This window comes from Bradyrhizobium sp. SPXBL-04 (assembly GCF_051853035.1).
Lineage (GTDB): Bacteria > Pseudomonadota > Alphaproteobacteria > Rhizobiales > Xanthobacteraceae > Bradyrhizobium > Bradyrhizobium zhanjiangense.
Map to the genome: position 1 here is coordinate 2,570,057 of NZ_CP182472.1, position 21,823 is coordinate 2,591,879.

Here is a 21,823-nt window from a genome sequence, read left to right on the forward strand (position 1 = left end):
GAGGAGTGCGAAAATCCAGTGCGGAAAATTACCGGCGGCGGCGCCGCACCGGCTCGCAGAACACGTCGTAGACGGCAGTGAGAATCTTGCGGACGTCCTCGTTGGCGAGGCTGTAGTAGATAGCCTTGCCGTCGCGGCGGGTCGTCACCAGTCGGTCGAGTCTCAGCCGCGCGAGCTGCTGGGAGACGGTCGACTGCCGCTCGCCCAGGAATTGCTCGAGCTCGGTCACCGACTTCTCGCCCTCGGCGAGGATGCAGAGCAGCAGCAACCGCGACTCGTGCGACAGCGCTTTCAGCATGTCGCTCGCCTCGCGCGCCTTCTCGATCATCTGCTCGAGCTCGGCCGAGCCTTCAATCTCCTTCAGCTTTGGCAATGGCATCGCGTCAAATTCCCCTGGGGTCACATCCCTAACATCTGCAGTCACGAGCGTCCCGGTTCCGATCCTGTGCTGGACAGGATCCGGTCCAAGAGGCCGAAGAAGAAGGCATCCCCCGGATAGCCGCGAATGCGCCCGATCTCACGGCCTTCTTTTACCACGACGAAGGTCGGCGTGAAGGCGCCGGGATCGATTCCGGCGAGATCGGCGGGCAGGGGGCTGTTCAGGTCGACCCGGCGCAGCGGGGCGGCCTGGCTTTCCTCGGTCTTGGCGTAGATCGGCGCGATCTCGGCGTTGAAGCGCGCGCACCACACACAGCCGGGGCGCTCGAACATGACGAGTTCGGCCGCGCGCGATGCCGCCGAAGCCAGCGCGAGCGCGACGGTGACGGCGAGCAAGGCGATGATTCGGTTCATGAGGGGGCACGAGCCTCTGGACTTCCTCGAGGCTTTATATCATTAAATTCGTATATGTGCTAGGGATGAGGCGACATGACTTTGGACGTCACGCTGGGTGCGGCCTTCGTCGCGGGCCTGTTGTCGTTTCTGTCGCCCTGCATTCTGCCCCTGGTCCCGCCCTTCCTCTGTTATATGACCGGCGTGTCGGTCACGGACCTGTCCGGCGACAGGCCGAATCTGCGGCCGCGGATCCTGATCTCCGCCCTGGCCTTCGTCGCCGGCTTTTCGCTGGTCTTCGTCGCACTCGGCTCGACCGCATCGATCGCGGGCCGCTTCGTCTCCGCGCATCTGTCGACCCTCGGCATGGTTGCCGGCGGCCTGATCATTGTGATGGGTCTGCATTTCCTGGGCGTCGTCCGGATTCCGCTGCTCTATCGCAGCGCGACCGTGCAGGTGGAGAACCGGCCGGCTGGCGTCGCAGGCGCCTTCGTGATGGGGCTGGCATTCGCGTTCGGCTGGACGCCTTGCGCAGGCCCCATTCTCGCCGCGGTCCTGCTGATGGCGGGTTCGGAAGAGGCCACGGGACGAGGCGCGTTGCTGCTTCTGGCCTACTCGGTCGGGACCGGCATTCCCTTCCTGATCGCGGCCGCCTTCACCGGTCATTTCATCGCGCTGCTTGGCCGTGCGCGCCGGCATCTTGGTCTGGTCGAGAAGACGATGGGCGTCTTTCTGGTTGCGACCGGACTGATGTTCCTGACCGGCCTGATGCCGGCGGTCTCGGAATGGCTGCTGGAGCGCTTCCCGGGGCTCACCAGCATCGGCTAAATCGAACAGCTGAGCGTAGGACGCCAGCTCGATCAGGTACCGATGCACGAGCGGCCCGTCGCCGGCCATCGCCGCATGCGCAATCTCGCCGCTGCTTGCGACCGCGCCATCGATGAGGCGGCGGAACTCGCTCTTTTCGGCGATGTCGGGACTTGCCCACTCGTTGCAGCGCTGCAGGCGATCGCGGAACGCGCTTGCGGCGGCGACGGTCGCCTCGGCGTTCGCCGGCGCGGGCTCTTCGCCATACCGAATAGCCGCCACGCGCAGCTTCTCCATGGCCGGCGCGAGCTCGAAGACGCAGTCGCCGAGATCGTAGAGGCCCGAACGACGTCTGAGCTCATGATAGGACTGACGAAGCGCGAGCAATTCGAGACCGGCGGCGACATGATCCCCGCCATCGAGCGCGCGCGTTACCTGCACGACCCGTTCGCCGCCTTTGGTCAGAAATTCCGCCGGCGCGGCTGGGGCGTAAGCGGGCAGGGCGCCGGCCGCGATGTTGACCTGAAGCCGCTTCCACGTCATCGCCGCCTCATCGGTCTCCATCTGTGCCAGCGCGATATTCCCGGTGCGGGCGTAGCTCGCTGCGGTGCGCAGATTGGCCATGATCGGCGCGACCGCCGATGAGAAATCCAAAGGTGCCCGTTGCCCTCGGCGCCAAGGGCGAGCGCGTACGAGGCCAGCCAGGCCAACAGGACGATGATGCAGCGCAAGATCGGAAATCCTCTCACATTCGTGTATTTGAATATCATAATGAAAATGACCGACGCGCAAGATCTTCCAAAGCACAAATCCATGATGATGCTTCGAGCGCCGACACGGCGCGGCCTTCTTGCCCTGGCGTCGGGCGCGGCTCTTGCCGCGAGCCGCGGCGCGGCGGCGGCTGAGCCTGCGCTTGGAGAAGACGGGATCTATCACGAGCCCTGGTTCCTGCAGAGCTTCCTCGATCTGCGCGAGGACCTCGACAGCGCCGCCGCCGGCGGCAAGCGCCTCGCCATCATGTGGGAGCTGCGCGGCTGTCCCTATTGCCGCGAGACGCATCTGGTGAACTTTGCCGATGCCGACATCACCAAATACATCCGCGACAATTTCGAGGTGTTGCAGCTCAATCTGATCGGCTCCCGTAAGGTTACGGATGTCGACGGCCAGGAATTGTCCGAGAAGGACCTCGCTCAGAAATACGGGATCAGGTTCACCCCGACGTTTCAGTTCTTCCCGCCGACGTCGGCCGGTATCGAAGCAAAAGAGCCGATGGCGCGGGAGGTTGCGCGGGCGCCGGGCTATCTCAAGCCGCCGCCTTCCTTTCGATGTTTCGCTTCGTGCGGGAGCGAGCCTATGAGCGCGGATCGTTCCGGGATTTTCTCGCCGCAAACGGCTAGCCGAGAGCGGCTCGCGAATTTCGCTTGACGGCGTCGTTTATATGAACATATCATCATAATTGAATTTGATGGATCGTGAGTCCATCGCGATCGAAGACGGGCGTCACCCCGTCATAAGGGTAGGGAACATGCGGCGCTCGCTTGTGGCTGCGTTTGCACTGTGTCTGTCGGCTGTCGGCGCTTCCGCCCAGGAGCCCGCGAAGACGCCGATCAAGCTCGATGTCGTCAACGATTCCCTGCCGAAGTCCCTGACCGGCACACCCGGCAATGCCGAGGCCGGCAAGAAAGTGTTTTTGACGCGCACGCTCGGCAACTGTCTGGCCTGCCATCAGGTCACCAGCCTGAAATCCGAGGAATTTCACGGCGAGTTCGGTCCGTCGCTCGACGGCGTGGCTGGCCGCTACACCGAGGCGCAATTGCGCCTCATCGTCGCCGACCCCAAGCGCATCTTCACCGACACGGTCATGCCGGCGTTCTTCAAGAACGAGGGCTTGAGCCGGGTGCGCCCGGAGTTCGTCGGCAAATCCATTTTGACGGCCGCGCAGGTCGAGGACGTCATCGCTTTTCTCAAGACGCTGAACTGACGGCGAGGAGGATCAGGAATGAAGGCCATCAATCGACGGCAGGCATTTGCGCTCGGGGGCGGCTTCGTCATGCTGACCCTGATGCCCATGGCGGCCGATGCCGAAGTCACGAACGACGCGGCGAAGTGGATCGAGAAGTTCACCGGCGGCAAGCAACCCGCCAAGGGCAAGGTCTCGCTCGACCTGCCGGAGATCGCGGAGAACGGCAACACCGTGCCGCTGTCGATCAACATCGAGAGCCCGATGACGGTGGAGTCCTACGTCAAGGACGTCATGATCATCGCGGACGGCAACCCGAATGCGGGCGTCGCGACGCTGTCCTTCACGCCGATGTCGGGCAAGGCGGAGGCCTCGATCCGGATCCGGCTCGCGACCACGCAGAATGTGGTTGCGATTGCGAAGATGAGCGACGGTTCGCTGTTCACGGAGCAGAAGACCGTGAAGGTCACCATCGGCGGCTGCGGCGGCTAAGGGCTCAGGAGAGAGAAGATGGCAGACAAACCACGTATCAAGCTTCCGAAGGAGGCGGCCAAGGGCGAGGTCATCCAGATCAAGACCCTGGTTTCGCACGTCATGGAATCGGGCCAGCGCAAGGACGCGCAGGGCCAAACCATTCCGCGCAAGATCATCAACAAGTTCGCCTGTGAGTTCAACGGCAAGCCGGTGTTCGCATGCGCGCTGGAGCCGGCGATCTCGGCCAATCCCTACATCCAGTTCGACGCCAAGGTGGATGAAGCCGGAACGTTCAAGTTCTCCTGGACCGACGACGACGGCACCGTGATCACCGCCGAAGAGAAGATCGCGCTCAAGGCATGATGCGCATCGCGCATTGAGGGGAGGCTCGGATGGCGCCACGATCTATTGGGATAGCCGCTGCGATCGTGGCCGCCGCATCGATCGCGACGGTCGCCTTCGCAGAGGAGGCCGAGCGCAAGGGCATCCCGGCGCCGCCCGGCCACGTCTTCAAGACCATCATCTCTGGCTACGAGTTTCGCAGCAAGGAGACCCGCGCGCTGCAGGACGACGATCTCGAAAATCCGGGCTTCCTGGCCGTGGAGCGTGCGGCGGACGCCTGGAAGAAGGTCGAGGGCAGCGAGGGCAAGTCCTGCATGAGCTTCCACGGCGAGGCCGAGACCAGCATGAAGGGCGTCGGCGCCGCCATGCCGAAATGGGACGACAGGCAGAAGAAGCCGGTCAATCTCGAGCAGCGCATCAACATCTGCCGCAGCGAGCACATGAAGGCGGAGCCCTGGACATTCAAATCCCGGGAACTGACCGACATGACCACCTTCGTGCGCTACCAGTCGCACGGCATGCCGGTCACGGTGAAGACCGATGGGCCGATGTCGCCCTGGTTCGAGCGCGGCAAGCAGATCTACTACACGCGCTACGGTCAGCTCGATCTCGCCTGCGAATCCTGCCACGAGCGCAACAACGGCAAGTTCATGCGCGCCGATTTCCTGAGCCAGGGCCAGACCAACGGCTTTCCGACCTATCGGCTGCGCGACCAGCGCCTAGTGCCGCTGCATGAGCGCTTCGAAGGCTGCATGTTCGACGTGCGCGCCGAGCCGTTCAAGCCGCTGTCGGACGAGTTCCTCGCGCTCGAGCTTTACGTCGCCTGGCGCGGCATCGGGCTGCCGGTCGAGACGCCGTCGGTGCGCAACTGAAACGATGAGCATGCAGGAGCATTGCGCATGATTTCTCGCCGCGAGTTCATTCAGGTTGCTGCGGCAACGGCGGCACTCTCGACCGGTATCGGCACCGGCCTGACCCGGGCGGTCGCCCAGCAGCGTCTGACCCAGAACGAATTGCTGGCGTTCGAGCCGCTCGGCAATGTCACGCTGGTGCATGTGACCGACATCCACGGCCAGCTCATGCCGCTCTATTTCCGGGAACCCTCGACCAATCTCGGCGTCGGCGAGGCCAAGGGCCTTCCGCCGCACGTCACCGGCAAGGAATTTCTCAGCCGCTTCGGCATCGCGCCCGGTTCGTCCGCGGCCTATGCCCTGACGTCAGAGGATTTCGAGGCGCTGGCCAAGAGCTATGGCCGGATCGGCGGGCTCGATCGTGCCGCGACCGTGATCAAGGCCATCCGCGCCGAGCGCGGCGACAAGGTCGCGCTGCTCGACGGCGGCGATACCTGGCAGGGGTCGTGGACGTCCTTGAAGACGCGCGGCCAGGACATGATCGACTGCATGGCGCTGCTCAAGCCGGACGCCATGACCGGGCATTGGGAGTTCACCTACGGCACCGAACGCGTCAAGCAGGCGATCGAGGGGCTCGGCTTCCCGTTCCTCGGCCTCAACATCCGTGACACCGAATGGAACGAGGCCGCCTTCGAACCCTCGACCATGATCGAGCGTGGCGGGGTCAAGATCGCGGTGCTGGGCCAGGCCTTCCCGTATACGCCCGTCGCCAATCCACGCTGGATGATTCCGAACTGGTCGTTCGGCGTGCGCGAGGAGGATGTGCAGGCGCAGGTCGACAAGGCGCGCAAGGGCGGGGCGCAGCTCGTGGTCCTGCTTTCTCACAATGGCTTCGACGTCGACCGTAAGCTTGCCAGCCGCGTCAAGGGCATCGACGTCATCCTGACCGGACATACCCACGACGCGCTGCCCGAGGCGGTGAAGGTCGGCAAGACGCTGCTGATTGCGTCGGGCTCGTCCGGCAAGTTCGTGTCGCGGCTCGATCTCGACGTCCGCGACGGCGAGGTCAAGGCTTACCGCTACAAGCTCATTCCGCTGTTCTCCGATGTGATCGCTGCGGACGCCGAGATGGCGGCGAAGATCACCGAGGTGCGCAAGCCCTTCGCGTCCGACCTATCCAAGGTGCTCGGCAAGACCGAGACGTTGCTCTACCGACGCGGCAATTTCAACGGCACATTCGACGATCTGATCTGCCAGGCCCTGCTGCAGGAGCGCGACGCCGAGATCGCGCTCTCGCCCGGCTTTCGCTGGGGCACCAGCGTGCTGCCCGGACAGGACATCACCTTCGAGGACGTGACCAACGCGACCGCGATCACTTATCCCGCGGTCTACCGCATGGGCATGACGGGCTCGCGCCTGAAGGAAATCATCGAGGACGTTGCCGACAATCTCTTCAACGTCGATCCCTATTATCAGCAGGGCGGCGACATGGTGCGGATCGGCGGGTTGTCCTACGCGATCGATATCGCGAAGCCGCAGGGCAGCCGCATCTCGGACATGCAGCTCGCCAAGACCGGTGCGCCGATCGATCCCGCCAGGGAATATCAGGTCGCCGGCTGGGCCAGCGTCAATGAAGGAACCGAGGGACCGCCAATCTGGGAGGTCATCGGCAATTATCTGACCCGACAGAAGACGGTTCGCCTCGAACCCAACCGAGCTGTCAAAGTCACTGGAGCGTAAGAAGCGATGTCGAAGATGGACAGTCCCCGGCAATCCCGACGCAGTTTCCTGGCCGCTGGCGCCGGTGTTGCGGCATCGGTGCTCGCCAAGCCCGCTCTCGCCGGCGGCGGCAATCCAGCGAACCAGCCGCCCAACGTGCCGGAATGGACAAAGGCACTCGGTGAGGGCGTCGCCGTGCGTCCCTACGGCAAGCCGTCGAAATTCGAGAAGGACGTCGTCCGGCGCGACGTCGAATGGCTGACCGCCTCGCGCGAGTCCTCGGTGAGCTTCACGCCGTTGCACGAGCTCGAAGGTATCATCACTCCGAACGGCCTCTGTTTCGAGCGGCATCACGGCGGCATCGCCGAGATCGATCCCGCAGATCATCGCCTGATGATCCATGGGCTCGTCGAACGTCCGCTCATTCTCACGCTGGAAGAGCTGAAGCGCTATCCGCGCGTCAACCGCATCCACTTCATGGAGTGCGCGGCGAATTCCGGCATGGAGTGGCGCGGCGCGCAGCTCAATGGATGCCAGTTCACCCACGGCATGATTCACTGCGTGCAGTACACCGGCGTGTCGCTGCGTACCCTGCTGGAAGAAGCCGGCGTCAAGACCAACGGCAAGTGGCTGCTGGTCGAGGGCGCCGATGCGGCTGCGATGGATCGCAGCCTGCCGATCGAGAAGGCGCTCGACGACTGCATCATCGCCTACAAGATGAACGGCGAGGCGCTCTATCCCGAGCAGGGCTACCCGATGCGGCTCGTGGTGCCGGGCTGGCAGGGCAATCTCTGGGTCAAGTGGCTGCGCCGCATCAAGGTGGGCGATCAGCCCTGGCACACCCGCGAGGAGACCTCGAAGTACACAGACCTTCTTCCGAACGGCAAGGCGCGCCGCTTTACCTGGTCGATGGACGCAAAATCGGTGATCACGAGCCCGAGCCCGCAGGCGCCGATCAAGCACGGCAAGGGTTTTACCATCGTGTCGGGTCTCGCCTGGAGCGGCAATGGCAAGGTCAAGCGCGTAGACGTGTCGCTCGACGGTGGACGCAACTGGCGACCGGCGCGGCTCGACGGGCCGGTGCTCGATAAGGCGCTGACGCGCTTCTACTACGAGTTCGACTGGAACGGCGAGCCGCTGCTGCTACAATCGCGGGTCCAGGACGAGACAGGATACGTGCAGCCGAGCAAGGCCGAGCTGCGCAAGATTCGTGGCGTCAACTCCATCTATCACAACAATGGCATCCAGACCTGGTACGTGCAGGCCAGCGGTGAGGTCGAGAATGTCGAAGTCGCCTAAGTTCATCGCAGCGGCGCTGCTCATCCTTGCGCTGGGCGCGCCGGCGCTCGCACAACAGAAGACCGACGCGAAGGCCGGTCCGCACTACCATATCGGTCGTGCGCCGACTGCGGACGAGATCCGCGGCTGGGATATCGACGTGCGGCCAGACGGGCAGGGCCTGCCGGAGGGCAAGGGCACGGTCGCCCAAGGTGAAAAGCTGTTCATGGACAATTGCTCGACCTGCCACGGCGAGTTCGGCGAGGGCAATGGCCGCTGGCCGGTGCTGGCCGGTGGCAAGGGTTCGCTGACGTCAGACAATCCGGTCAAGACCGTGGGCTCCTACTGGCCCTACGCCTCGACCGTGTTCGACTACGTCCGTCACGCCATGCCCTATGGTAATACTGAGTCACTATCGGTCGATGAATACTATGCGCTGGTCGCCTATGTCCTCTACCTGAACGACGTCGTCACCGACCAGAATTTCGAGCTGACCAACAAAAACCTCGCCACGATCAAGATGCCGAACGAGCAGGGATTCGTGATGGACGATCGCGCCACGAGCGAAAAATCGTTCTGGCAGAAGGACCCCTGCATGAAGGATTGCATCGCGCCGGTGAAGATTACCGCGCGTGCCGCCGCGATCGACGTGACGCCGGAGGACAGCAAGGACAAGAAGTCGCGGGGCGTGGAGTGAGCCGCGGGCAGGCGAGCCGCCGCGGATTGCTTCGCGGGCTGGTCGCTGCCGCTTTCATCGTGACAGGTCTCGCCGTCCCGACCCGCGCGGCCGAGCCGCACAGGCTCGCGCTGCAGATCAGCGACGACGACCCCGTCAAGATGCGCGCCGTGCTCGATGTTGCCGCGAACGTGTCGCGGCATTATTCCGGGCAGGGCGAAGACGTCGAGATCGTAGTGGTGGCCTTCAATGGCGGCCTCGACATGCTGCTCGACGACCGCTCGCCGGTGAAGGAGCGCCTTGTGAACTTCCTGAAATCGATGCCCAATGTGAGCTTCGTCGCCTGCGGGAACACGCTGGAGACGCTGGCGGCGAAGGAGGACAAGCGGCCGCCGCTGATCGAGGGCGTCAGCGTTACTCAGGTCGGGGTTGCCGCGTTGATGGATCTTGCGGAAAACAACTGGACGATCGTCCGTCCCTGAGGAGAGAGCCGCCCATGCGATGGTTTATGGGATTGGTCGTCTTGCTCGCTCTCGCGCAGCCCGTCGGCGCTGCCGAGCAGGAGCTCGAACTGTCCATCAACGGCCGTACAACGCTCGCGACGCTGCACACGCCGACCTCGATGGCGTCAGACACGCCGCTCGTCGTGATGACGCACGGCACGCTCGCTCACAAGGACATGGAGATCATTCAGGGCGTCGCGAAAGCGCTTGAGCAGCGCGGCATCGCCTCGCTCGCGCATACGCTGTCGCTCGGGCTCGATCGCCGCAAAGGCATGTACGACTGCGCCACGCGGCATGATTATGTCGCCGAGGACGCGGTTGCGGAGATCGGCGCCTGGGTCGCGAAGGCGAAGAGCATGTCCCGGTTCGTCTTCACGCTCGGTCATTCGCGCGGCGGCAATCAGGTCGCGCGCTATCTGGCGGCGAACGAAACACCTCCCGTCGCGGGCGCGGTGCTGTTGGCACCGACGACCGCGGGAGCCGAAGCGAGCTTGCGCGCTTCCTATGTCCAGACCTATGGCAAGCCGCTCGAGCCGCTTCTGGAGAAAGCGACGAAGGCTGTCGCCGCGGGACGCGGTGGGGAATGGATGGATGCGCCGGGCTTCATCTACTGCCGCAACGCCGTGGTCACCGCGCGGGCCTTTTCATCCTTCTATGCTGCCGATGCGGCCCAGGACACCGCGGCGCTCGTGGCGCGCATGAAGCTGCCGGTGCTGGTGTTCGCCGCGACCAAGGATACCGTAGTGCCCGATGTGATAGCGTCCTTCGCGCCGCTTGCCGATTCGAGCGGCGGCAGGGTGCAACTCGACAAGATCGAGGACGCCGATCATTTCTTCCGCGACCTGTTCGCGGAAGACGTGGCGGACCGGATCGCCGAATTCATCAAGCAGACACGATAGGAGGGACCATGCAGCGTCGATCCATCCTTCGCGCAAGCCTTGCCGGACTATTTGGCATCTTCGCCGTGCGCGAAGCGACGGCTGCGACGGAAGCGAATGCGCGGCAGCGCGTGGTCTATCATCTCGCCGATGCCGACCGTGTCATCTTCGTGCTGGGCAATCTCCAGAACCATGTCGATGGCGTCGGCGGGCCGGGCAAGGCCGATATCAGGCTGGTCGTGCACGGGCCGGCGCTACGCGCCTTCCATGCGCTCGCCGCCGAAGATCACACCATCGACATGATGAAGAAGCTCACCAACGCCGGCGTCGGATTCGACGCTTGCGCCAACACCATGAAGGCTCAGGGCGTCAAGCTCGACGACCTCACGCCGGGTTTCGTGGTGGCGGAGAAGGGCGGCGTGGTGCGGCTCGCCGAGCTGCAACGGCAGGGATATGCCTATCTGCGGCCATGACCGCTATCGCGAGCCTTGATTTGGCTCATATGGCCCGGCCGCGGCGAGCGATAGATTGGCACCTCTAGGGAACGCTGAGGCGGTCGTGCTGACGACATTGATCGATCTCCTGGGAGAAGACCCGCTGTCATGGCTGGGCGACCTCCTGGTCGGTGGCCTCTTCGGATTCTTCGCCCAGCACAGCCGCTTCTGTCTGCGCGCCGCGGCGGTCGAATTCTCGCGCGGCGAGGGCGGGCCGCGCCTTGCGGTGTGGCTGCTGACCTTCGCCGCCGCGCTGGTGGGCACGCAAGGCTTTGTCGCCCTCCACCTGCTCGACGTTTCCGAGGCGCGCCAGCTCGCCCAGCAGGGCAGCATCTCCGGCGCGCTGGTCGGCGGCGTGATGTTCGGCTGCGGCATGATCTTGGCGCGGGGCTGCGCCAGCCGGCTGCTGGTGCTCTCGGCCAACGGCAATCTCCGGGCGCTGCTGTCGGGCCTCGTGTTTGCGGTGACGGCACAAGCCTCCTATCGCGGCCTGCTGTCGCCCGCGCGCGAATGGGTCACCAATCTTTGGCTGGTCGACGGTGGGCCGTCGCGCGACATCATGGCGGTATTCGGCGCAGGCCTGCCCGAGAAGCTCGCCTTTGGCGGCCTCTGGCTGATCGCGGGGCTCGCCTTCGCCTTTCGCAGCCATTTGCCGCGCCGGCTGATCTTGTCCGCGCTCGCAACCGGTGCTGCCGTCGTCGCCGGCTGGCTCTTCACCTACCAGCTCTCGCAGGCCTCCTTCGCGCCGGTGACGCTGAAGAGCCTCACTTTCAGCGGGCCGTCAGCCGAAGTGCTGATGCTGGTCCTGAACAGTTCGCAGATCAGGCTCGGCTTCGACCTCGGCATCATCCCCGGCGTGTTCCTCGGCTCGTTCATCGCCGCGGCGGCCGCAGGCGAGTTGAAGCTCGAGGGGTTTTCCGACGGACTCGGCATGCGCCGCTACTTGCTTGGCGCGGTGCTGATGGGTTTCGGCGCGATGCTCGCCGGCGGCTGCGCGGTCGGCGCCGGCGTGACCGGGGCTTCGGTGTTCGCGCTCACCGCCTGCATGTGGCTGGGGGCAGGGCTCACCGATCTCCTGGTCGACCGGGCCGGCATGCCGCAAGCGCAGCAAGTGGTGGGTTCGCCCGGCGCCTGATATTTTAGACTTTTCTAAATTACAATTTTTGAACAGGATTTTCTCCAATGCGGGCCGGCGCGCGGCTTGCTGGCGGCTGCACCAGCGGACACGGCATCTCCGGCGGCTTGCAGCTCGCGGTGTCGAGCTGGCTGTTCCTGGCGGTGATGTTCGGCACCGGGCTCGGCATCTCCGCACTCATGTTCCGCAAGCGCTGAAGGGGAGAATCGAGATGACCGCAATGATGACGATCCTCGGACCGCTCGTGATGGGCGCAGCCTTCGGCTTCCTGCTGCAGCGGGGCAAGGTGACCAACTGCAACGTGATCGAGAATCAGTTTCGTTTGCGCGACTTCACCGTGCTGAAGGTGATGGGCACCGCGATAGTGGTCGGCGGCATCGGCGTGCTGCTGCTCGTCGATACCGGCAATACCAAGTACTATGTGAAGGATGCCAACATGCTGGCGGTCGCGCTCGGCGCCGCCTTGTTCGGCGTCGGCATGGTGGTCTACGGCTATTGTCCGGGAACGGCGCTCGGCGCCATTGCTACCGGCAGCGTCCATGCTCTGGTCGGCGCGCTCGGCATGGTCGCCGGCGCCATCTTCTACGCGCTGAGCTTCGACTGGCTGAAGGCGCATGTCCTCAACGTCTGGGCGCTGGGCAAGGTCCGCCTTCCCGATGTCACGCACATTCCGGACATCGCCTGGTTCGCAGCACTCGCGGTCGGCGCCGCGCTGTTCTTCTGGTGGGTGGAATCCTCTGAAGCGAGGCAGAAGCGCAGCTGAGCTCAGCGTTTGCGAGGGCTGCAGAACAGCCGGTGCAGGGTCGAAAACAGCTCTTCGACCCGCCGGTCGGCGATGCGGTACCAGATGGTCTGGCTGTCGCGGCGCGTCGCGACGACGCGCTCCGCCTTCAGCTTGGCCAGATGTTGCGACAGCGCCGAGGCGGAGAGACCGACCTCCTCGGCGAGCGTGCCGGCGCTGGCCTCGCCATATTCGACCAGCTTACAGACGATCAGCAGCCGGTGCTCGCTTGCGAGCGTGCGCATCAGGGCGGCCACGTCCTTGGCCTGCCGTTCCAGCGCGCGTGTGTCCGTCTTGCTCATGTCCGCTCTGCCCATGTGCCGTCTTCAATAGCATCTGTCGGCCGGCCGTCAAACGCGCTGGCGCAGCGATGCAAGGGATAAACAGCAATTTCGGTGGTGCCTCTCGGAAGGCTTAACATGGATTCGATCTCTATTGGCCCCTCAGAGTCTTTGCGCGGCCTTGCCTGGAACTGACGGCGGGCAGCAGGGTGCTTGGCGACGGCGGGGTAGCTGCTCAAAACCTACGGTCGTGAGGCACATCGGCGCCCTAGCCGGAACCGTAGAATTGCTGGCCGCGCAGACGAAAATACATACGATTTCTAGGTGGATTGACAGACACCCCTTCCGCCATCTGCGTACTTATTTGCGAACGCTAGGTACTGCAGGGCCGCTTGTCCGGGGGAGTCCTCTTGTGGCGCAAAAGGACCACTCTTGATCCTAACTGGTGCTAGTTAGCTCCAAATTTTGCCCACGATGGATTGGAATGAGAGTTCAGGCTTTTCAGTCAGTTAGAGGGTGACGTGTGCGCGACGTGTGCACCGGGAGATACAAAAGATTCCACAATGAGCTAACGTAGGACGGTCGCCATCAAGCGTGACGCGCTCTCTCGAATGGTTTTCTCAGGCCTTCCATCTACAGATCGGGGAGGCGCGTGACACGATCATCGTCAATCGCTTTCTTCCGCGACAAACCAGATGAGCTGGCTTTGAACCAACAGACCTCTCGGTGACCAAGTTCAGCTTCGGTCCATGGGGGGTAACGCACGCGTCGGGCATCGACGGAGGCTACGTCAGCCAGATCCACGAAGATGGTCGAGACGACAATACTTGGACTGACCGGTGTCCTTGCGACGGATGCGATCCGCCGAGTCAAAGCTGCCACGCGACCGGGTCCGCGCGCTCGGGTTCGTGTCCATCCAGGATGTAGTGACTCATTCAGCGTGGGCGGTACGGCCGACGCAGACACGCCAGACGTCGGGGCCTCTCTCGACATAGTCCCAAGTGAAGGCGCCAGGGTGCCTGACACCGAATAGGTAGTGCAACGGACGCGGGTCGTGGTCACTCACCACACAGAAGGACACTCCCGAGTCCAACCGATTGAACGTACCGAAAATCAACGGATGACGCGCCGGCCGCGGAATCGCGCGGACATCAATCGTCTTTTCTTTACGCGGGTGATCGACGAGCTGCTGTTGTTTCATGAACGTGACATTGGCCGGAATCGCGACCATGTCTTTGTCGCTGCGCAAACGTCGGGGACGTTCGCTGTCCATCATCCGGTCAGGGATGCGATCGTCCGAAGGTCTGCCAGCCGGGCGATAGAGCGTGCCGCGAGCTATTGGGCCAGTTCCAGCCGGGACTGGTCGACGGCCTTGTCGGCTTCGTCCAGATAAATCGACGTCAATTGCTCTGCGTGACGAAGCGCGCGACGCTTGATCTCATCGTAGGATTCGGCGTGCAGCCGTATGTCGAGTGTTCCGGGGACCGGAGTCGGTGAGCCAATTCCGATCATGGACAGGAGGTGTCGTCGCTGCGAAGCGGGCGCATCCTCCGACCACCGATAGATGTCCCGGAGAAGAAGGCTTTCAAGCAGCGCTGCCCAGGATAGCTCGGTGGCGGCCGGCGCGTCTGGCGCAAGGGCTTCTCTTCGCTCAGTCCGCCATGCCAGGCGGCGTTCGCGGCGAAGCAGATTGCCGTCGCGCAGCGCCTCGCGGGCCATGCTCTCGGCGGCCGTGCGTACGATTCCGGTTTTCGCGAGCGCCGCAACATAAGTCCAGAAGATGAAAGCACGGTCGCGGTGTCGGACGGCGAGGGCCCATGCGCCACAGGCGGTCGAAAGCAGCGAGTTCTTGAGATCGGAAAGCTCTTCCGCGGGGACCAGGTCCATCGGGATCCAGCGGAGATCGAACTCAGTCGGCGCGCGTCCAATGGCGTCGATGCAGGCCTCTTCGATCCCCCGTGCGCGTTCTTGTTCACGCTCGCTCAGCACTTCGAACACGCAGCGGACGGATTCGAAGGCCTCGTCACCTGAAGCCGCGAGCCGGCGATAGTGCTGTGCGTCTTTCTTGGTCTGCGTGATCGCAATCGCAAAGAGTTCGCCGCGGCGATGACCTGATCGACCACGGGGACCGGAATCCGGTCGGCGACGCGCTCGGCGAGGCCCGAGAGCGGGGCGCCGGCAAAGATCAGCACGTCGGCGTCGTCCTCGACAATGGCGCGCCGGGCGAGGTCGACCAGCACATCCTCCTTCTCGGTGCCGACCTCCGAGATCGCCTGGAACGGCGTGTCGAGCATGCGGATGCCGGCGCAGCGCTTCCAGAGCCCGTGCGCGCGGACGCATTCCTCGTACCAGGGGCCCAAGGCTTGCGCGAAGGTGACGATGGCAAAACGGCGTCCGGCCATGCAGGCGGTCAGCATCGCCGCCTCCGCCATGCCGACCACGGGAATGTCGAAGGTCTCGCGCGCGGCGAACAGGCCGGGATCGCCGAACGCCGCGATGATCGCGGCATCCACATGCATGTGCTGCTCGGCCAGCATCTCCAGCGCGATGGCGCCGCCGATCTGGGCCTCGGTACGTGTCGCGATATAGGGCACGCCGCGCGTCGCGGTGCAGGGGATCAGCTCGGTGCCTGATAAGGCCGCGCGCTGCCCGACACCCAGCATCAGCTCGGTGACTGCGGTGCTGGTGTTGGGGTTGAGCAGCAGCAGCTTCATGATTACGCCGCCGTCCGCTTGGCCTGAGAGGCGGCGAGGACTTCGAGCAGCGCCGTGCCGGTCCACGCGACGTGGGCGCCGAGCAGGCGGCCGGCGGCTTCGCCGTCGCGCGCCTCGAGGGCGGCCAGGATATCGGCGTGCTCGTCGACCGAATTGCTCCAGCGCCTGTCGGCGCCGAGCGCGAGATAACGCGCACGTTCGGCGCGCGAGATCAGCGTCTCGTGCGCCTCGCGCAGCGGCGTGTTGCGGGCCATGCGGACGATGGTGTTGTGGATCTCGCCGTTGATCGCAAAATATTCATCGAGCTTGCCGCTGCGGTGATGACCTTCCATCCGTGTCTGCAGCGTGCGCAGGCGGGCGAGGTCGCGCTCGGTGGCGTGCTCCGCCGCCAGCTCGGCGGCAATCCGCTCGATGCCAGCGAGCGCCTCGAACAACTCCGAGATGCCGTCAACCGCGATGTCGGCGATGCGCGGGCTGCGGTTGGGGCGGAGCTCGATCAAGCCTTCAGCCGCGAGCACCTTCATTGCCTCGCGCAGCGGCGTGCGCGACACGCCCAGCTCCTTCGACAGTTTGGTCTCCTGGGTCTGCGATCCCGGCGGCAACTCGCCGCGAATGATCATCGTCCGCATCCGCGCGGCGGCGCGCTCATGCAGGCCCATCCGCTTGAGTTTGGGCGACTTTCGTCCCTTCGGGGTTTCCGACTTCTGCTGCACGCGCGCCTCGTTGCTTCAGTTCACCATGACCGGTGGCAGGTTCGACATCGGCGTCGAGAACGGCCGCCTCGCGATCCGGCGCGACGGCGCCTTCCGCAAATTCGTGCCGCAAGTGGGCCAGATATAGCGCTTCGGGTGGCAGCCGTTACATCGGCTACATCCGTTCGAGTGGGCCGCTTCGAGCGGACTAAGTTTGATGTGGCGCGGGCGGTGCTGACGTGCAGCAACGCGGATTGAACGACTGGACACTGCTGCACTATGCCGTAAGCGCGGGATGATGACGAGGTAGTCGAGCTTCTGCTGGCTCACGGTGCGGATATCGATGCGCGAGCTCGAATCGATGATTGCGTCACCCTAGTACAATTGGCGAAATCATGTGGCTGCAACGCAGCGATCAGGGTGCCTTCAGAAGGATCGCGCCTGAGCCTCGTGGGTAGGTGTACCGCTTCGCGCCCTTGCACGTCGATCGTCCTTGCGAAACTGCTCCAGGCGTGCCGGCCGAGTACTTCCTCGCAGCGTCCTCGCGATTGTGGGAGCCTGACACATCGGCGTGGCACGCAAATTAAATGCCGCCGCACAACAGGCGGTCTTTCTCCAATATTCCGATTATTATCTCTCGGACGTGCCCCGTATTATTCCGGAGAACGCTTCCGGCTCTCTGCCAACAGTCTGACCGGAGGGGAGGGGGTAGCTATCATATTCGTATCACTGGGATTTCTGTTCGTCCTGGGCGCGATCCAACGATGACTCGCTTTGGCGACAAAATTCAAATTGGTTAATTTAAGGACAATTTTATTTTAAATATTGACTGGAGTGGATATTTAATGAAGAGTTTATCGGTGGCGGCTGAGATTTAAAAGCCGCAGCCGCTAAAAGTTGCCGAGGTGTCTACAAATCCATGTTGAAAGAAGGGGTTTCTCCTATGTTGAAGTATTACGTCGAGACCAGGGAAGCGTTGAAGCGTCTGCGGACGGACCAGGATGGCGTGGTGTCGTTCGAGTACATCATCGTCGCGGTTTGTATCATTGGCGCAGTGTCGGCGGTGTTCGGTGTTGGGGCTGGTGGTGCGATCGGGACGGCGCTGACAGGCGGGATTACCGCCATCACCACCGCTTTCACTGCGGCAGTTTGATTCTACCAACTGACGCCAGAGGGGGGCATTGGAACGTGTCCCCCTCCTGAATGGGCTCCCTTGATTTTAGTGTGCCTACCACCTCTTTGAGGCATGCATTCCTATGGGCTGGGTTTACATAGTCTCAATACTGGAAATCTTGTTGTTGCTGTACGTCGCAACGCTCGATGTCGCGACCCGCTTGATCAGAAATGACGTCTGTCTGGTGCTGGCGCTCCTCGGGATTGCTGGGCAACTTGCTAGCCCGATGCAACTGATCGAATCGCTGACTGCCGCGACGATCCTGTTCTTGTTGCTTTTCATGATTTTCCAGCGGAGGTGGATTGGCGGGGGCGACGTCAAATTGCTGGTAGCTTTGGCCATTGGTCTGCCGCCGACAGCGTTGATGCAGTTGGTGACCGTAACCTCGTTGGCCGGCGGCGTGCTGGCCCTGGTGCATCTGATGATGCGCGTCCTGCCATATCCGAAGCTGGCGCCAGTCGGATCGTCGCTCGCACGCCGAGTCTACACGATCGAGCGCTGGCGCCACGTGCGACACGCGCCGCTCCCTTACGGCGTGGCCATAGCGTGCGGTGGCATCTGGGCCATCTTGAGCAAAGGATTGTGACATGTCATCCGCGTTGCGTCTCTCAATTATCCTGGTGCTATTGCTCGCAACCGCTGCGTTCGGGCTGATTGGCTACAACATGAACCTGCCGAAGCAGGTTCCGGTGGCGGTCGCGGAGCCGGCGCCGGCGCCTCCTTCGACCGTCGGCTATTTTGTTGCGGCACGTCCGCTGTCGAAAGGTACATTGGCCCGCGAAGAAGATTTCGCAGTACGCTCGGTGCCGCCTGAACGTCTTCCAGCAGGGGCGATTCTTGAAACGCCAGACTCCAAGGTCGGACTTCCCGGCTCTCTGGTTCGCAAGTTCGTCGACGCCGGCAGTCCGATCACCTTGCAGGACGTATTGCGGCCGCGGGATCGGGGTTTCCTGGCCAGCGTCTTGGCACCGGATAGCCGTGCAATCAGCATCAAGGTGGACGAGGAGTCTGGCGTCTCGGGGCTCATCAGGCCGGGTGATTATGTTGATGTCTTATTGACCCAGGTGTTCGAAAAGGCAGAACCCGCGCGTCGGGCCCTGAGTGAAACCGTCCTAGGCAACGTTCGAGTCATTGCGATTGACCAGGAGATTGTGCAAGGCGGGCGAACCATAAGCTCGGTGGCCGGCAAGCAAGCGCAAACAGTGTCGTTGGAGCTTGCGCCAGACCAGGTCAAAAAGATCACTGTCGCAAGGCAGCTCGGAACGCTCTCTCTGGCCGTACGGGCAGCAGTCGAGCAGTGGGATACGGCGGACACTGGCGCCATGTCCAGCTGCGATGTGTCGCCGGAAATTGCTCGGCAGAATGCAATTGCCGGCCGCACCGCGGCGGTGGTCGTTCATGCTGGCGGTCAGGTCAAGCAATACTCGGTCAGGAAACAGGATTCAGGCGACGGCGACACGATGGTCAACTGCGATGGGTCGGAAGTTTCCCGCCGGGGTACGACGATGGTGGTTCAGGCAGGCAAGTTGCTGGAGAAACGTTGATGAGCGCTAACATTGCAGTCGTCAGTTCGCCTGAAGAAGCCACATTTGTCGTAGCGCGCAACCGGATCGTCTGTTTTGTAAATGATGAGCTTAGTGCTGCGGCTCTGCGCAAGGGCCTCGAAGGCAGTAACATATTGATCAAGCGTGGCACGATCCGTAATGCCATACGGATGCTCGAAACCGACACCGAACTATTCGCGTTGGTGACGGACATCAGTGGAATCGATGATCCATTTGCCGAACTGGAGAGGCTGGCCGGCGTCTGCCCACCCGATGTCCGGGTGGCTCTGATCGGTGAGAACAGGGAGATCACCTTCTACCGCGAGCTTATGGAACTCGGCTTGACCGAGTACCTGCCCAGGCCGCTCACGCGGGACATGGTGCTGGACCAGCTGCGTCCGAAGCTGCTTGGCGACGTGACGGCCGGTTCGATTGATCGGGGCGGACATGTGATCTCGATCTGCGGTGCGCAGGGCGGTGCCGGCGCAACGAGTATCGCAATCAATCTCGCGCTGCAGCTGGCCGAGACCACCAAGGCCAAGGTCGCGCTGCTCGACCTTCACCTGCAAGCCGGCGAGACGGCCGTGATGCTGGGTGTTCAGCCCGGACCAGGGCTGCGCATCGCTCTGGAAAATCCCATGCGGGCGGACACACTGTTCCTGGAGCGCGCGGCAATTGAGGTCAATGAACGGGTTTGCCTGATCTCCGCCGATGAGGAGCTGGATGCGCAGCTCGACATCACTGAAGCGGGCGTGAGACACGTGCTGGGTCTGCTCCGCCAACGGTTCAATTACATCGTTGTCGATGTACCGGTCCCGTTTCCGCCATCTATCCATCCGGTGATCACTCATTCTCGTCACGTGCTGGTGCTGCTGGAAGCCGAGATAACCGGACTTCGCAATGCCCACGCACTGCGCACCGCTGTCACGAACATCGCTGGCAAAGATCGGGTCTTTACTTTGCTCAACCGCGCCAATCGCCCCGGCGGCCTTCCCAGGGCTGCGATTGTCAAGGCTTTGGGCGCAGAACCAGACATGGTGGTACCCGATCTCGGCAAGGGGATGACCCAGGCGGTCAATCTCGGAATTCCAGCGCTGAAGCACGTATCGGGACTGCGACGTCACCTCGCCCCGATTGTAAGGGAGATTACAGGGCTCGGCGCCGAGCGGAAGGGACGGCTGAGGAGGCTGCTCGGATTATGAAGACCTTTGGTCGGCGCGACGACGACACGCCAGCTCGTTTGCCTGCATCGACGCCACGGCCCGCGTCGACGCCGAGCTTACCTGCAACTGCGCCCAGGCACGAGCCATTGCCTCAGCGGCCCCTGATGTCAGCATCGCTCCGCGAACGGGTCATTGAGCAGATTGAGCCGTCGGTGGCCGCGACTGTTTCGCGCGATGTCCTTCGCCGGCAGATCGAGGAAATCATTCATGGAATCGCCAATGAGGAACGGCTCGAACTGTCAGGTCGCGAGCAGCTTCAGCTGGCTGACGAGATTGCGGACGACATGACCGGCTACGGGCCGCTGCGTCCGCTTCTGCTCGATCAATCGATCAACGACATCATGATCAATGGACCGAGTAACGTTTACGTGGAACGAGCTGGCAGGCTGGAACGGATCGCGGTGCGATTCCGCGACAATGATCACATTGCGTCGGTGGCGCAGAAAATCGCCGGTCAGGTTGGGCGACGCGTTGACGAATCCAGTCCGATGGTGGATTGCCGCTTGCCCGACGGCAGCCGGGTCAACATCATTTTTCCGCCGCTAGCGATCCACAGCCCCTGTATTTCGATCCGAAAATTTCCAAGCCGCCGTTTGGACATCGCCGGAATGGTCGAAAACGGCTCAATGACCGCAGCCATCGGACAATTGCTGGAGATTGCCGCTCGGTCTCGGCTCAATGTTCTGGTCTCCGGCGGCACCGGCTCCGGCAAGACCACGCTGCTCAATGCCATGAGCCAGTTCATTGATCACAGTGAACGCGTCGTCACCATCGAGGATGCGGCAGAGTTGCAGCTTCAGCAGCCGCACGTGATTAGCCTGGAGACCCGGCCTCCCAGCCTTGAAGGCACTGGGCAGGTGACACAACGCGATCTGTTGTGGAATGCCCTGCGCATGCGTCCTGACCGGATCGTCGTGGGCGAGGTGCGCGGCGCAGAAGCGTTTGACATGCTGCAGGCGATGAACACGGGCCATGATGGTTCGATCTCCACGGTCCATGCCAATAGTGCCCGCGATGCCCTGACCCGCATCGAGAACATGGTGCAGATGGGACAGGTCAATCTGCCGTCGCGGGCCATTCGAGCTCAGATCGTCGCTGCGCTGGATCTCATCGTGCAAGTCGAACGCATGCGCGATGGACAACGTCGCATTATCCAGATCACCGAGGTGATGGGGCTGGAAGGGGATGTGGTCACCACCAATGACATCGCAGCCTTCGAGTACCAGGAGGAGGATGAGCATGGGCGGATATCGGGCACTTACAAGTCTACCCTTGCAGTCCCGAAATTCAAAAGCCGTCTTGTCTATTTCGGCCTTGATCGCGCTTGGGCCGAGGTCATGAGGCAAATATGATACCTGAGTTCGTGATCGTCGCTGTTCTGGTGCTCGCGATCTGCGCAGCAGTCGGTTCGTTGTCGCTCGACGCCCGAGAACGACGCATGCATCGCCGGCTGGCGGTAGCTTTACCACCTTCACATCCGGCTAGCCTTCCGTCCATTCGCCGGTCGGAGACCGGGTCCCGGTCTC

At 62.9% G+C, this 21,823-nt stretch carries 27 protein-coding genes and 2 pseudogenes; 22 read left to right on the forward strand and 7 right to left on the reverse strand.

The genetic code is table 11. The features are described from left to right. Positions 1 to 28: 28 nt before the first annotated feature. Positions 29 to 379, reverse strand: coding sequence for an ArsR/SmtB family transcription factor (locus ACNJX8_RS11915; protein WP_092183595.1), 351 nt, complete (start codon positions 377 to 379; stop codon positions 29 to 31). A gap of 41 nt (positions 380 to 420) precedes the next feature. Then, entirely contained in the window at positions 421 to 792 is a 372-nt protein-coding gene (locus ACNJX8_RS11920; RefSeq protein ID WP_439360752.1) for a thioredoxin, read from the reverse strand. A gap of 75 nt (positions 793 to 867) precedes the next feature. Between ACNJX8_RS11920 and ACNJX8_RS11925 the strand changes: the two genes are divergently transcribed. The 16 genes and pseudogenes from ACNJX8_RS11925 to ACNJX8_RS12000 all read left to right on the forward strand — a co-directional run bounded on the left by ACNJX8_RS11925 (position 868) and on the right by ACNJX8_RS12000 (position 12,651). Next, positions 868 to 1,599 carry a cytochrome c biogenesis CcdA family protein gene (locus tag ACNJX8_RS11925; protein WP_439360753.1) on the forward strand — a complete coding sequence of 244 codons (732 nt, stop codon included), beginning with the start codon at positions 868 to 870 and terminating at the stop codon, positions 1,597 to 1,599. Positions 1,600 to 1,674: 75 nt separating this feature from the next. Next, positions 1,675 to 2,223 carry a hypothetical protein gene (locus tag ACNJX8_RS11930; RefSeq protein WP_439360754.1) on the forward strand — a complete coding sequence of 183 codons (549 nt, stop codon included), beginning with the start codon at positions 1,675 to 1,677 and terminating at the stop codon, positions 2,221 to 2,223. Between the two features lie 174 nt (positions 2,224 to 2,397). Next, positions 2,398 to 2,975, forward strand: a pseudogene (locus ACNJX8_RS11935) (SoxW family protein). A gap of 128 nt (positions 2,976 to 3,103) precedes the next feature. Further along, positions 3,104 to 3,559, forward strand: a complete 456-nt coding sequence (gene soxX, locus ACNJX8_RS11940) for a sulfur oxidation c-type cytochrome SoxX (protein ID WP_439360755.1) — start codon at positions 3,104 to 3,106, stop codon at positions 3,557 to 3,559. 18 nt (positions 3,560 to 3,577) lie between these two features. Beyond that, positions 3,578 to 4,030 carry a thiosulfate oxidation carrier protein SoxY gene (soxY, locus tag ACNJX8_RS11945; protein WP_439360756.1) on the forward strand — a complete coding sequence of 151 codons (453 nt, stop codon included), beginning with the start codon at positions 3,578 to 3,580 and terminating at the stop codon, positions 4,028 to 4,030. Between the two features lie 18 nt (positions 4,031 to 4,048). After that, positions 4,049 to 4,375, forward strand: a complete 327-nt coding sequence (soxZ, locus tag ACNJX8_RS11950; RefSeq protein WP_439360757.1) for a thiosulfate oxidation carrier complex protein SoxZ — start codon at positions 4,049 to 4,051, stop codon at positions 4,373 to 4,375. 29 nt (positions 4,376 to 4,404) lie between these two features. Then, on the forward strand, positions 4,405 to 5,226 hold the full coding sequence (gene soxA / locus ACNJX8_RS11955) for a sulfur oxidation c-type cytochrome SoxA (RefSeq protein ID WP_439360758.1): 822 nt from the start codon (positions 4,405 to 4,407) through the stop codon (positions 5,224 to 5,226). 27 nt (positions 5,227 to 5,253) lie between these two features. Further along, positions 5,254 to 6,945 (forward strand): thiosulfohydrolase SoxB, encoded by a 1,692-nt coding sequence (soxB, locus tag ACNJX8_RS11960; protein ID WP_439360759.1) that lies wholly within the window; start codon positions 5,254 to 5,256, stop codon positions 6,943 to 6,945. Positions 6,946 to 6,951: 6 nt separating this feature from the next. Continuing rightward, complete coding sequence (gene soxC, locus ACNJX8_RS11965; RefSeq protein ID WP_439360760.1) at positions 6,952 to 8,223, forward strand: sulfite dehydrogenase; 1,272 nt, start codon at positions 6,952 to 6,954, stop codon at positions 8,221 to 8,223. After that, positions 8,207 to 8,899 carry a c-type cytochrome gene (locus ACNJX8_RS11970; RefSeq protein ID WP_439360761.1) on the forward strand — a complete coding sequence of 231 codons (693 nt, stop codon included), beginning with the start codon at positions 8,207 to 8,209 and terminating at the stop codon, positions 8,897 to 8,899. The genes soxC and ACNJX8_RS11970 overlap by 17 nt, the downstream gene beginning before the upstream one ends. Positions 8,900 to 8,925: 26 nt before the next feature. After that, positions 8,926 to 9,360, forward strand: coding sequence for a DsrE family protein (locus tag ACNJX8_RS11975; protein WP_439361892.1), 435 nt, complete (start codon positions 8,926 to 8,928; stop codon positions 9,358 to 9,360). A 14-nt stretch (positions 9,361 to 9,374) separates the two neighbouring features. Then, a complete protein-coding gene (locus ACNJX8_RS11980) occupies positions 9,375 to 10,280 on the forward strand; it encodes an alpha/beta hydrolase (RefSeq protein WP_439360762.1) in 906 nt (301 codons plus the stop codon). Positions 10,281 to 10,288: 8 nt separating this feature from the next. Continuing rightward, positions 10,289 to 10,732, forward strand: a complete 444-nt coding sequence (locus tag ACNJX8_RS11985) for a DsrE family protein (protein WP_439360763.1) — start codon at positions 10,289 to 10,291, stop codon at positions 10,730 to 10,732. A gap of 85 nt (positions 10,733 to 10,817) precedes the next feature. Further along, a complete protein-coding gene (locus ACNJX8_RS11990; protein ID WP_439360764.1) occupies positions 10,818 to 11,888 on the forward strand; it encodes a YeeE/YedE family protein in 1,071 nt (356 codons plus the stop codon). Between the two features lie 56 nt (positions 11,889 to 11,944). Further along, positions 11,945 to 12,085, forward strand: a pseudogene (locus ACNJX8_RS11995) (YeeE/YedE thiosulfate transporter family protein); the annotation flags it as partial. A gap of 14 nt (positions 12,086 to 12,099) precedes the next feature. After that, the gene (locus ACNJX8_RS12000; RefSeq protein WP_439360765.1) at positions 12,100 to 12,651 is read left to right on the forward strand and encodes a YeeE/YedE thiosulfate transporter family protein; all 552 of its coding nucleotides are present in this window, start codon (positions 12,100 to 12,102) and stop codon (positions 12,649 to 12,651) included. 2 nt (positions 12,652 to 12,653) lie between these two features. Here ACNJX8_RS12000 and ACNJX8_RS12005 read toward each other — a convergent pair whose 3' ends face one another. The 5 genes from ACNJX8_RS12005 to ACNJX8_RS12025 all read right to left on the reverse strand — a co-directional run bounded on the left by ACNJX8_RS12005 (position 12,654) and on the right by ACNJX8_RS12025 (position 16,377). Further along, the gene (locus tag ACNJX8_RS12005) at positions 12,654 to 12,971 is read right to left on the reverse strand and encodes an ArsR/SmtB family transcription factor (RefSeq protein ID WP_439360766.1); all 318 of its coding nucleotides are present in this window, start codon (positions 12,969 to 12,971) and stop codon (positions 12,654 to 12,656) included. A 910-nt stretch (positions 12,972 to 13,881) separates the two neighbouring features. Then, positions 13,882 to 14,223 (reverse strand): DUF2249 domain-containing protein, encoded by a 342-nt coding sequence (locus ACNJX8_RS12010; RefSeq protein WP_439410335.1) that lies wholly within the window; start codon positions 14,221 to 14,223, stop codon positions 13,882 to 13,884. A 62-nt stretch (positions 14,224 to 14,285) separates the two neighbouring features. Next, positions 14,286 to 14,948, reverse strand: coding sequence for a hypothetical protein (locus tag ACNJX8_RS12015; protein ID WP_439360768.1), 663 nt, complete (start codon positions 14,946 to 14,948; stop codon positions 14,286 to 14,288). After that, positions 14,933 to 15,664 carry an aspartate/glutamate racemase family protein gene (locus ACNJX8_RS12020; RefSeq protein ID WP_439360769.1) on the reverse strand — a complete coding sequence of 244 codons (732 nt, stop codon included), beginning with the start codon at positions 15,662 to 15,664 and terminating at the stop codon, positions 14,933 to 14,935. Before ACNJX8_RS12020 ends, ACNJX8_RS12015 begins: the two co-directional genes overlap by 16 nt. 2 nt (positions 15,665 to 15,666) lie before the next feature. After that, on the reverse strand, positions 15,667 to 16,377 hold the full coding sequence (locus ACNJX8_RS12025) for a GntR family transcriptional regulator (protein ID WP_439360770.1): 711 nt from the start codon (positions 16,375 to 16,377) through the stop codon (positions 15,667 to 15,669). Between ACNJX8_RS12025 and ACNJX8_RS12030 the strand changes: the two genes are divergently transcribed. From ACNJX8_RS12030 to ACNJX8_RS12055, 6 genes are all read left to right on the forward strand, one after another. Further along, complete coding sequence (locus tag ACNJX8_RS12030; protein ID WP_439362075.1) at positions 16,277 to 16,504, forward strand: hypothetical protein; 228 nt, start codon at positions 16,277 to 16,279, stop codon at positions 16,502 to 16,504. The two genes, ACNJX8_RS12025 and ACNJX8_RS12030, sit on opposite strands and share 101 nt — an antisense overlap. A 795-nt stretch (positions 16,505 to 17,299) precedes the next feature. Next, entirely contained in the window at positions 17,300 to 17,509 is a 210-nt protein-coding gene (locus tag ACNJX8_RS12035; RefSeq protein ID WP_439360771.1) for a hypothetical protein, read from the forward strand. Between the two features lie 103 nt (positions 17,510 to 17,612). Then, complete coding sequence (locus ACNJX8_RS12040; RefSeq protein ID WP_439360772.1) at positions 17,613 to 18,116, forward strand: A24 family peptidase; 504 nt, start codon at positions 17,613 to 17,615, stop codon at positions 18,114 to 18,116. Between the two features lies 1 nt (position 18,117). Then, positions 18,118 to 19,074: a Flp pilus assembly protein CpaB gene (cpaB, locus tag ACNJX8_RS12045; protein ID WP_439360773.1), complete on the forward strand. Its 957-nt coding sequence runs from the start codon at positions 18,118 to 18,120 to the stop codon at positions 19,072 to 19,074. Next, the gene (locus ACNJX8_RS12050) at positions 19,074 to 20,276 is read left to right on the forward strand and encodes an AAA family ATPase (RefSeq protein ID WP_439360774.1); all 1,203 of its coding nucleotides are present in this window, start codon (positions 19,074 to 19,076) and stop codon (positions 20,274 to 20,276) included. Before cpaB ends, ACNJX8_RS12050 begins: the two co-directional genes overlap by 1 nt. Further along, complete coding sequence (locus ACNJX8_RS12055; protein WP_439360775.1) at positions 20,273 to 21,649, forward strand: CpaF family protein; 1,377 nt, start codon at positions 20,273 to 20,275, stop codon at positions 21,647 to 21,649. Before ACNJX8_RS12050 ends, ACNJX8_RS12055 begins: the two co-directional genes overlap by 4 nt. Positions 21,650 to 21,823: the final 174 nt, after the last annotated feature.

What these genes read in the sequence shown, in the direction of transcription:
- ACNJX8_RS11915 (WP_092183595.1), bottom strand. Translation starts at nt 379, where the DNA reads ATGCCATTGCCAAAGCTGAAGGAGATTGAAGGCTCGGCCGAGCTCGAG.
- ACNJX8_RS11920 (WP_439360752.1), bottom strand. Translation starts at nt 792, where the DNA reads ATGAACCGAATCATCGCCTTGCTCGCCGTCACCGTCGCGCTCGCGCTG.
- ACNJX8_RS11925 (WP_439360753.1), top strand. Translation starts at nt 868, where the DNA reads ATGACTTTGGACGTCACGCTGGGTGCGGCCTTCGTCGCGGGCCTGTTG.
- ACNJX8_RS11930 (WP_439360754.1), top strand. Translation starts at nt 1,675, where the DNA reads ATGCGCAATCTCGCCGCTGCTTGCGACCGCGCCATCGATGAGGCGGCG.
- soxX (WP_439360755.1), top strand. Translation starts at nt 3,104, where the DNA reads ATGCGGCGCTCGCTTGTGGCTGCGTTTGCACTGTGTCTGTCGGCTGTC.
- soxY (WP_439360756.1), top strand. Translation starts at nt 3,578, where the DNA reads ATGAAGGCCATCAATCGACGGCAGGCATTTGCGCTCGGGGGCGGCTTC.
- soxZ (WP_439360757.1), top strand. Translation starts at nt 4,049, where the DNA reads ATGGCAGACAAACCACGTATCAAGCTTCCGAAGGAGGCGGCCAAGGGC.
- soxA (WP_439360758.1), top strand. Translation starts at nt 4,405, where the DNA reads ATGGCGCCACGATCTATTGGGATAGCCGCTGCGATCGTGGCCGCCGCA.
- soxB (WP_439360759.1), top strand. Translation starts at nt 5,254, where the DNA reads ATGATTTCTCGCCGCGAGTTCATTCAGGTTGCTGCGGCAACGGCGGCA.
- soxC (WP_439360760.1), top strand. Translation starts at nt 6,952, where the DNA reads ATGTCGAAGATGGACAGTCCCCGGCAATCCCGACGCAGTTTCCTGGCC.
- ACNJX8_RS11970 (WP_439360761.1), top strand. Translation starts at nt 8,207, where the DNA reads ATGTCGAAGTCGCCTAAGTTCATCGCAGCGGCGCTGCTCATCCTTGCG.
- ACNJX8_RS11980 (WP_439360762.1), top strand. Translation starts at nt 9,375, where the DNA reads ATGCGATGGTTTATGGGATTGGTCGTCTTGCTCGCTCTCGCGCAGCCC.
- ACNJX8_RS11985 (WP_439360763.1), top strand. Translation starts at nt 10,289, where the DNA reads ATGCAGCGTCGATCCATCCTTCGCGCAAGCCTTGCCGGACTATTTGGC.
- ACNJX8_RS12000 (WP_439360765.1), top strand. Translation starts at nt 12,100, where the DNA reads ATGACCGCAATGATGACGATCCTCGGACCGCTCGTGATGGGCGCAGCC.
- ACNJX8_RS12005 (WP_439360766.1), bottom strand. Translation starts at nt 12,971, where the DNA reads ATGAGCAAGACGGACACACGCGCGCTGGAACGGCAGGCCAAGGACGTG.
- ACNJX8_RS12010 (WP_439410335.1), bottom strand. Translation starts at nt 14,223, where the DNA reads ATGGACAGCGAACGTCCCCGACGTTTGCGCAGCGACAAAGACATGGTC.
- ACNJX8_RS12020 (WP_439360769.1), bottom strand. Translation starts at nt 15,664, where the DNA reads ATGAAGCTGCTGCTGCTCAACCCCAACACCAGCACCGCAGTCACCGAG.
- ACNJX8_RS12030 (WP_439362075.1), top strand. Translation starts at nt 16,277, where the DNA reads ATGATCATCGTCCGCATCCGCGCGGCGGCGCGCTCATGCAGGCCCATC.
- ACNJX8_RS12035 (WP_439360771.1), top strand. Translation starts at nt 17,300, where the DNA reads ATGTTGAAGTATTACGTCGAGACCAGGGAAGCGTTGAAGCGTCTGCGG.
- ACNJX8_RS12040 (WP_439360772.1), top strand. Translation starts at nt 17,613, where the DNA reads ATGGGCTGGGTTTACATAGTCTCAATACTGGAAATCTTGTTGTTGCTG.
- cpaB (WP_439360773.1), top strand. Translation starts at nt 18,118, where the DNA reads ATGTCATCCGCGTTGCGTCTCTCAATTATCCTGGTGCTATTGCTCGCA.
- ACNJX8_RS12050 (WP_439360774.1), top strand. Translation starts at nt 19,074, where the DNA reads ATGAGCGCTAACATTGCAGTCGTCAGTTCGCCTGAAGAAGCCACATTT.
- ACNJX8_RS12055 (WP_439360775.1), top strand. Translation starts at nt 20,273, where the DNA reads ATGAAGACCTTTGGTCGGCGCGACGACGACACGCCAGCTCGTTTGCCT.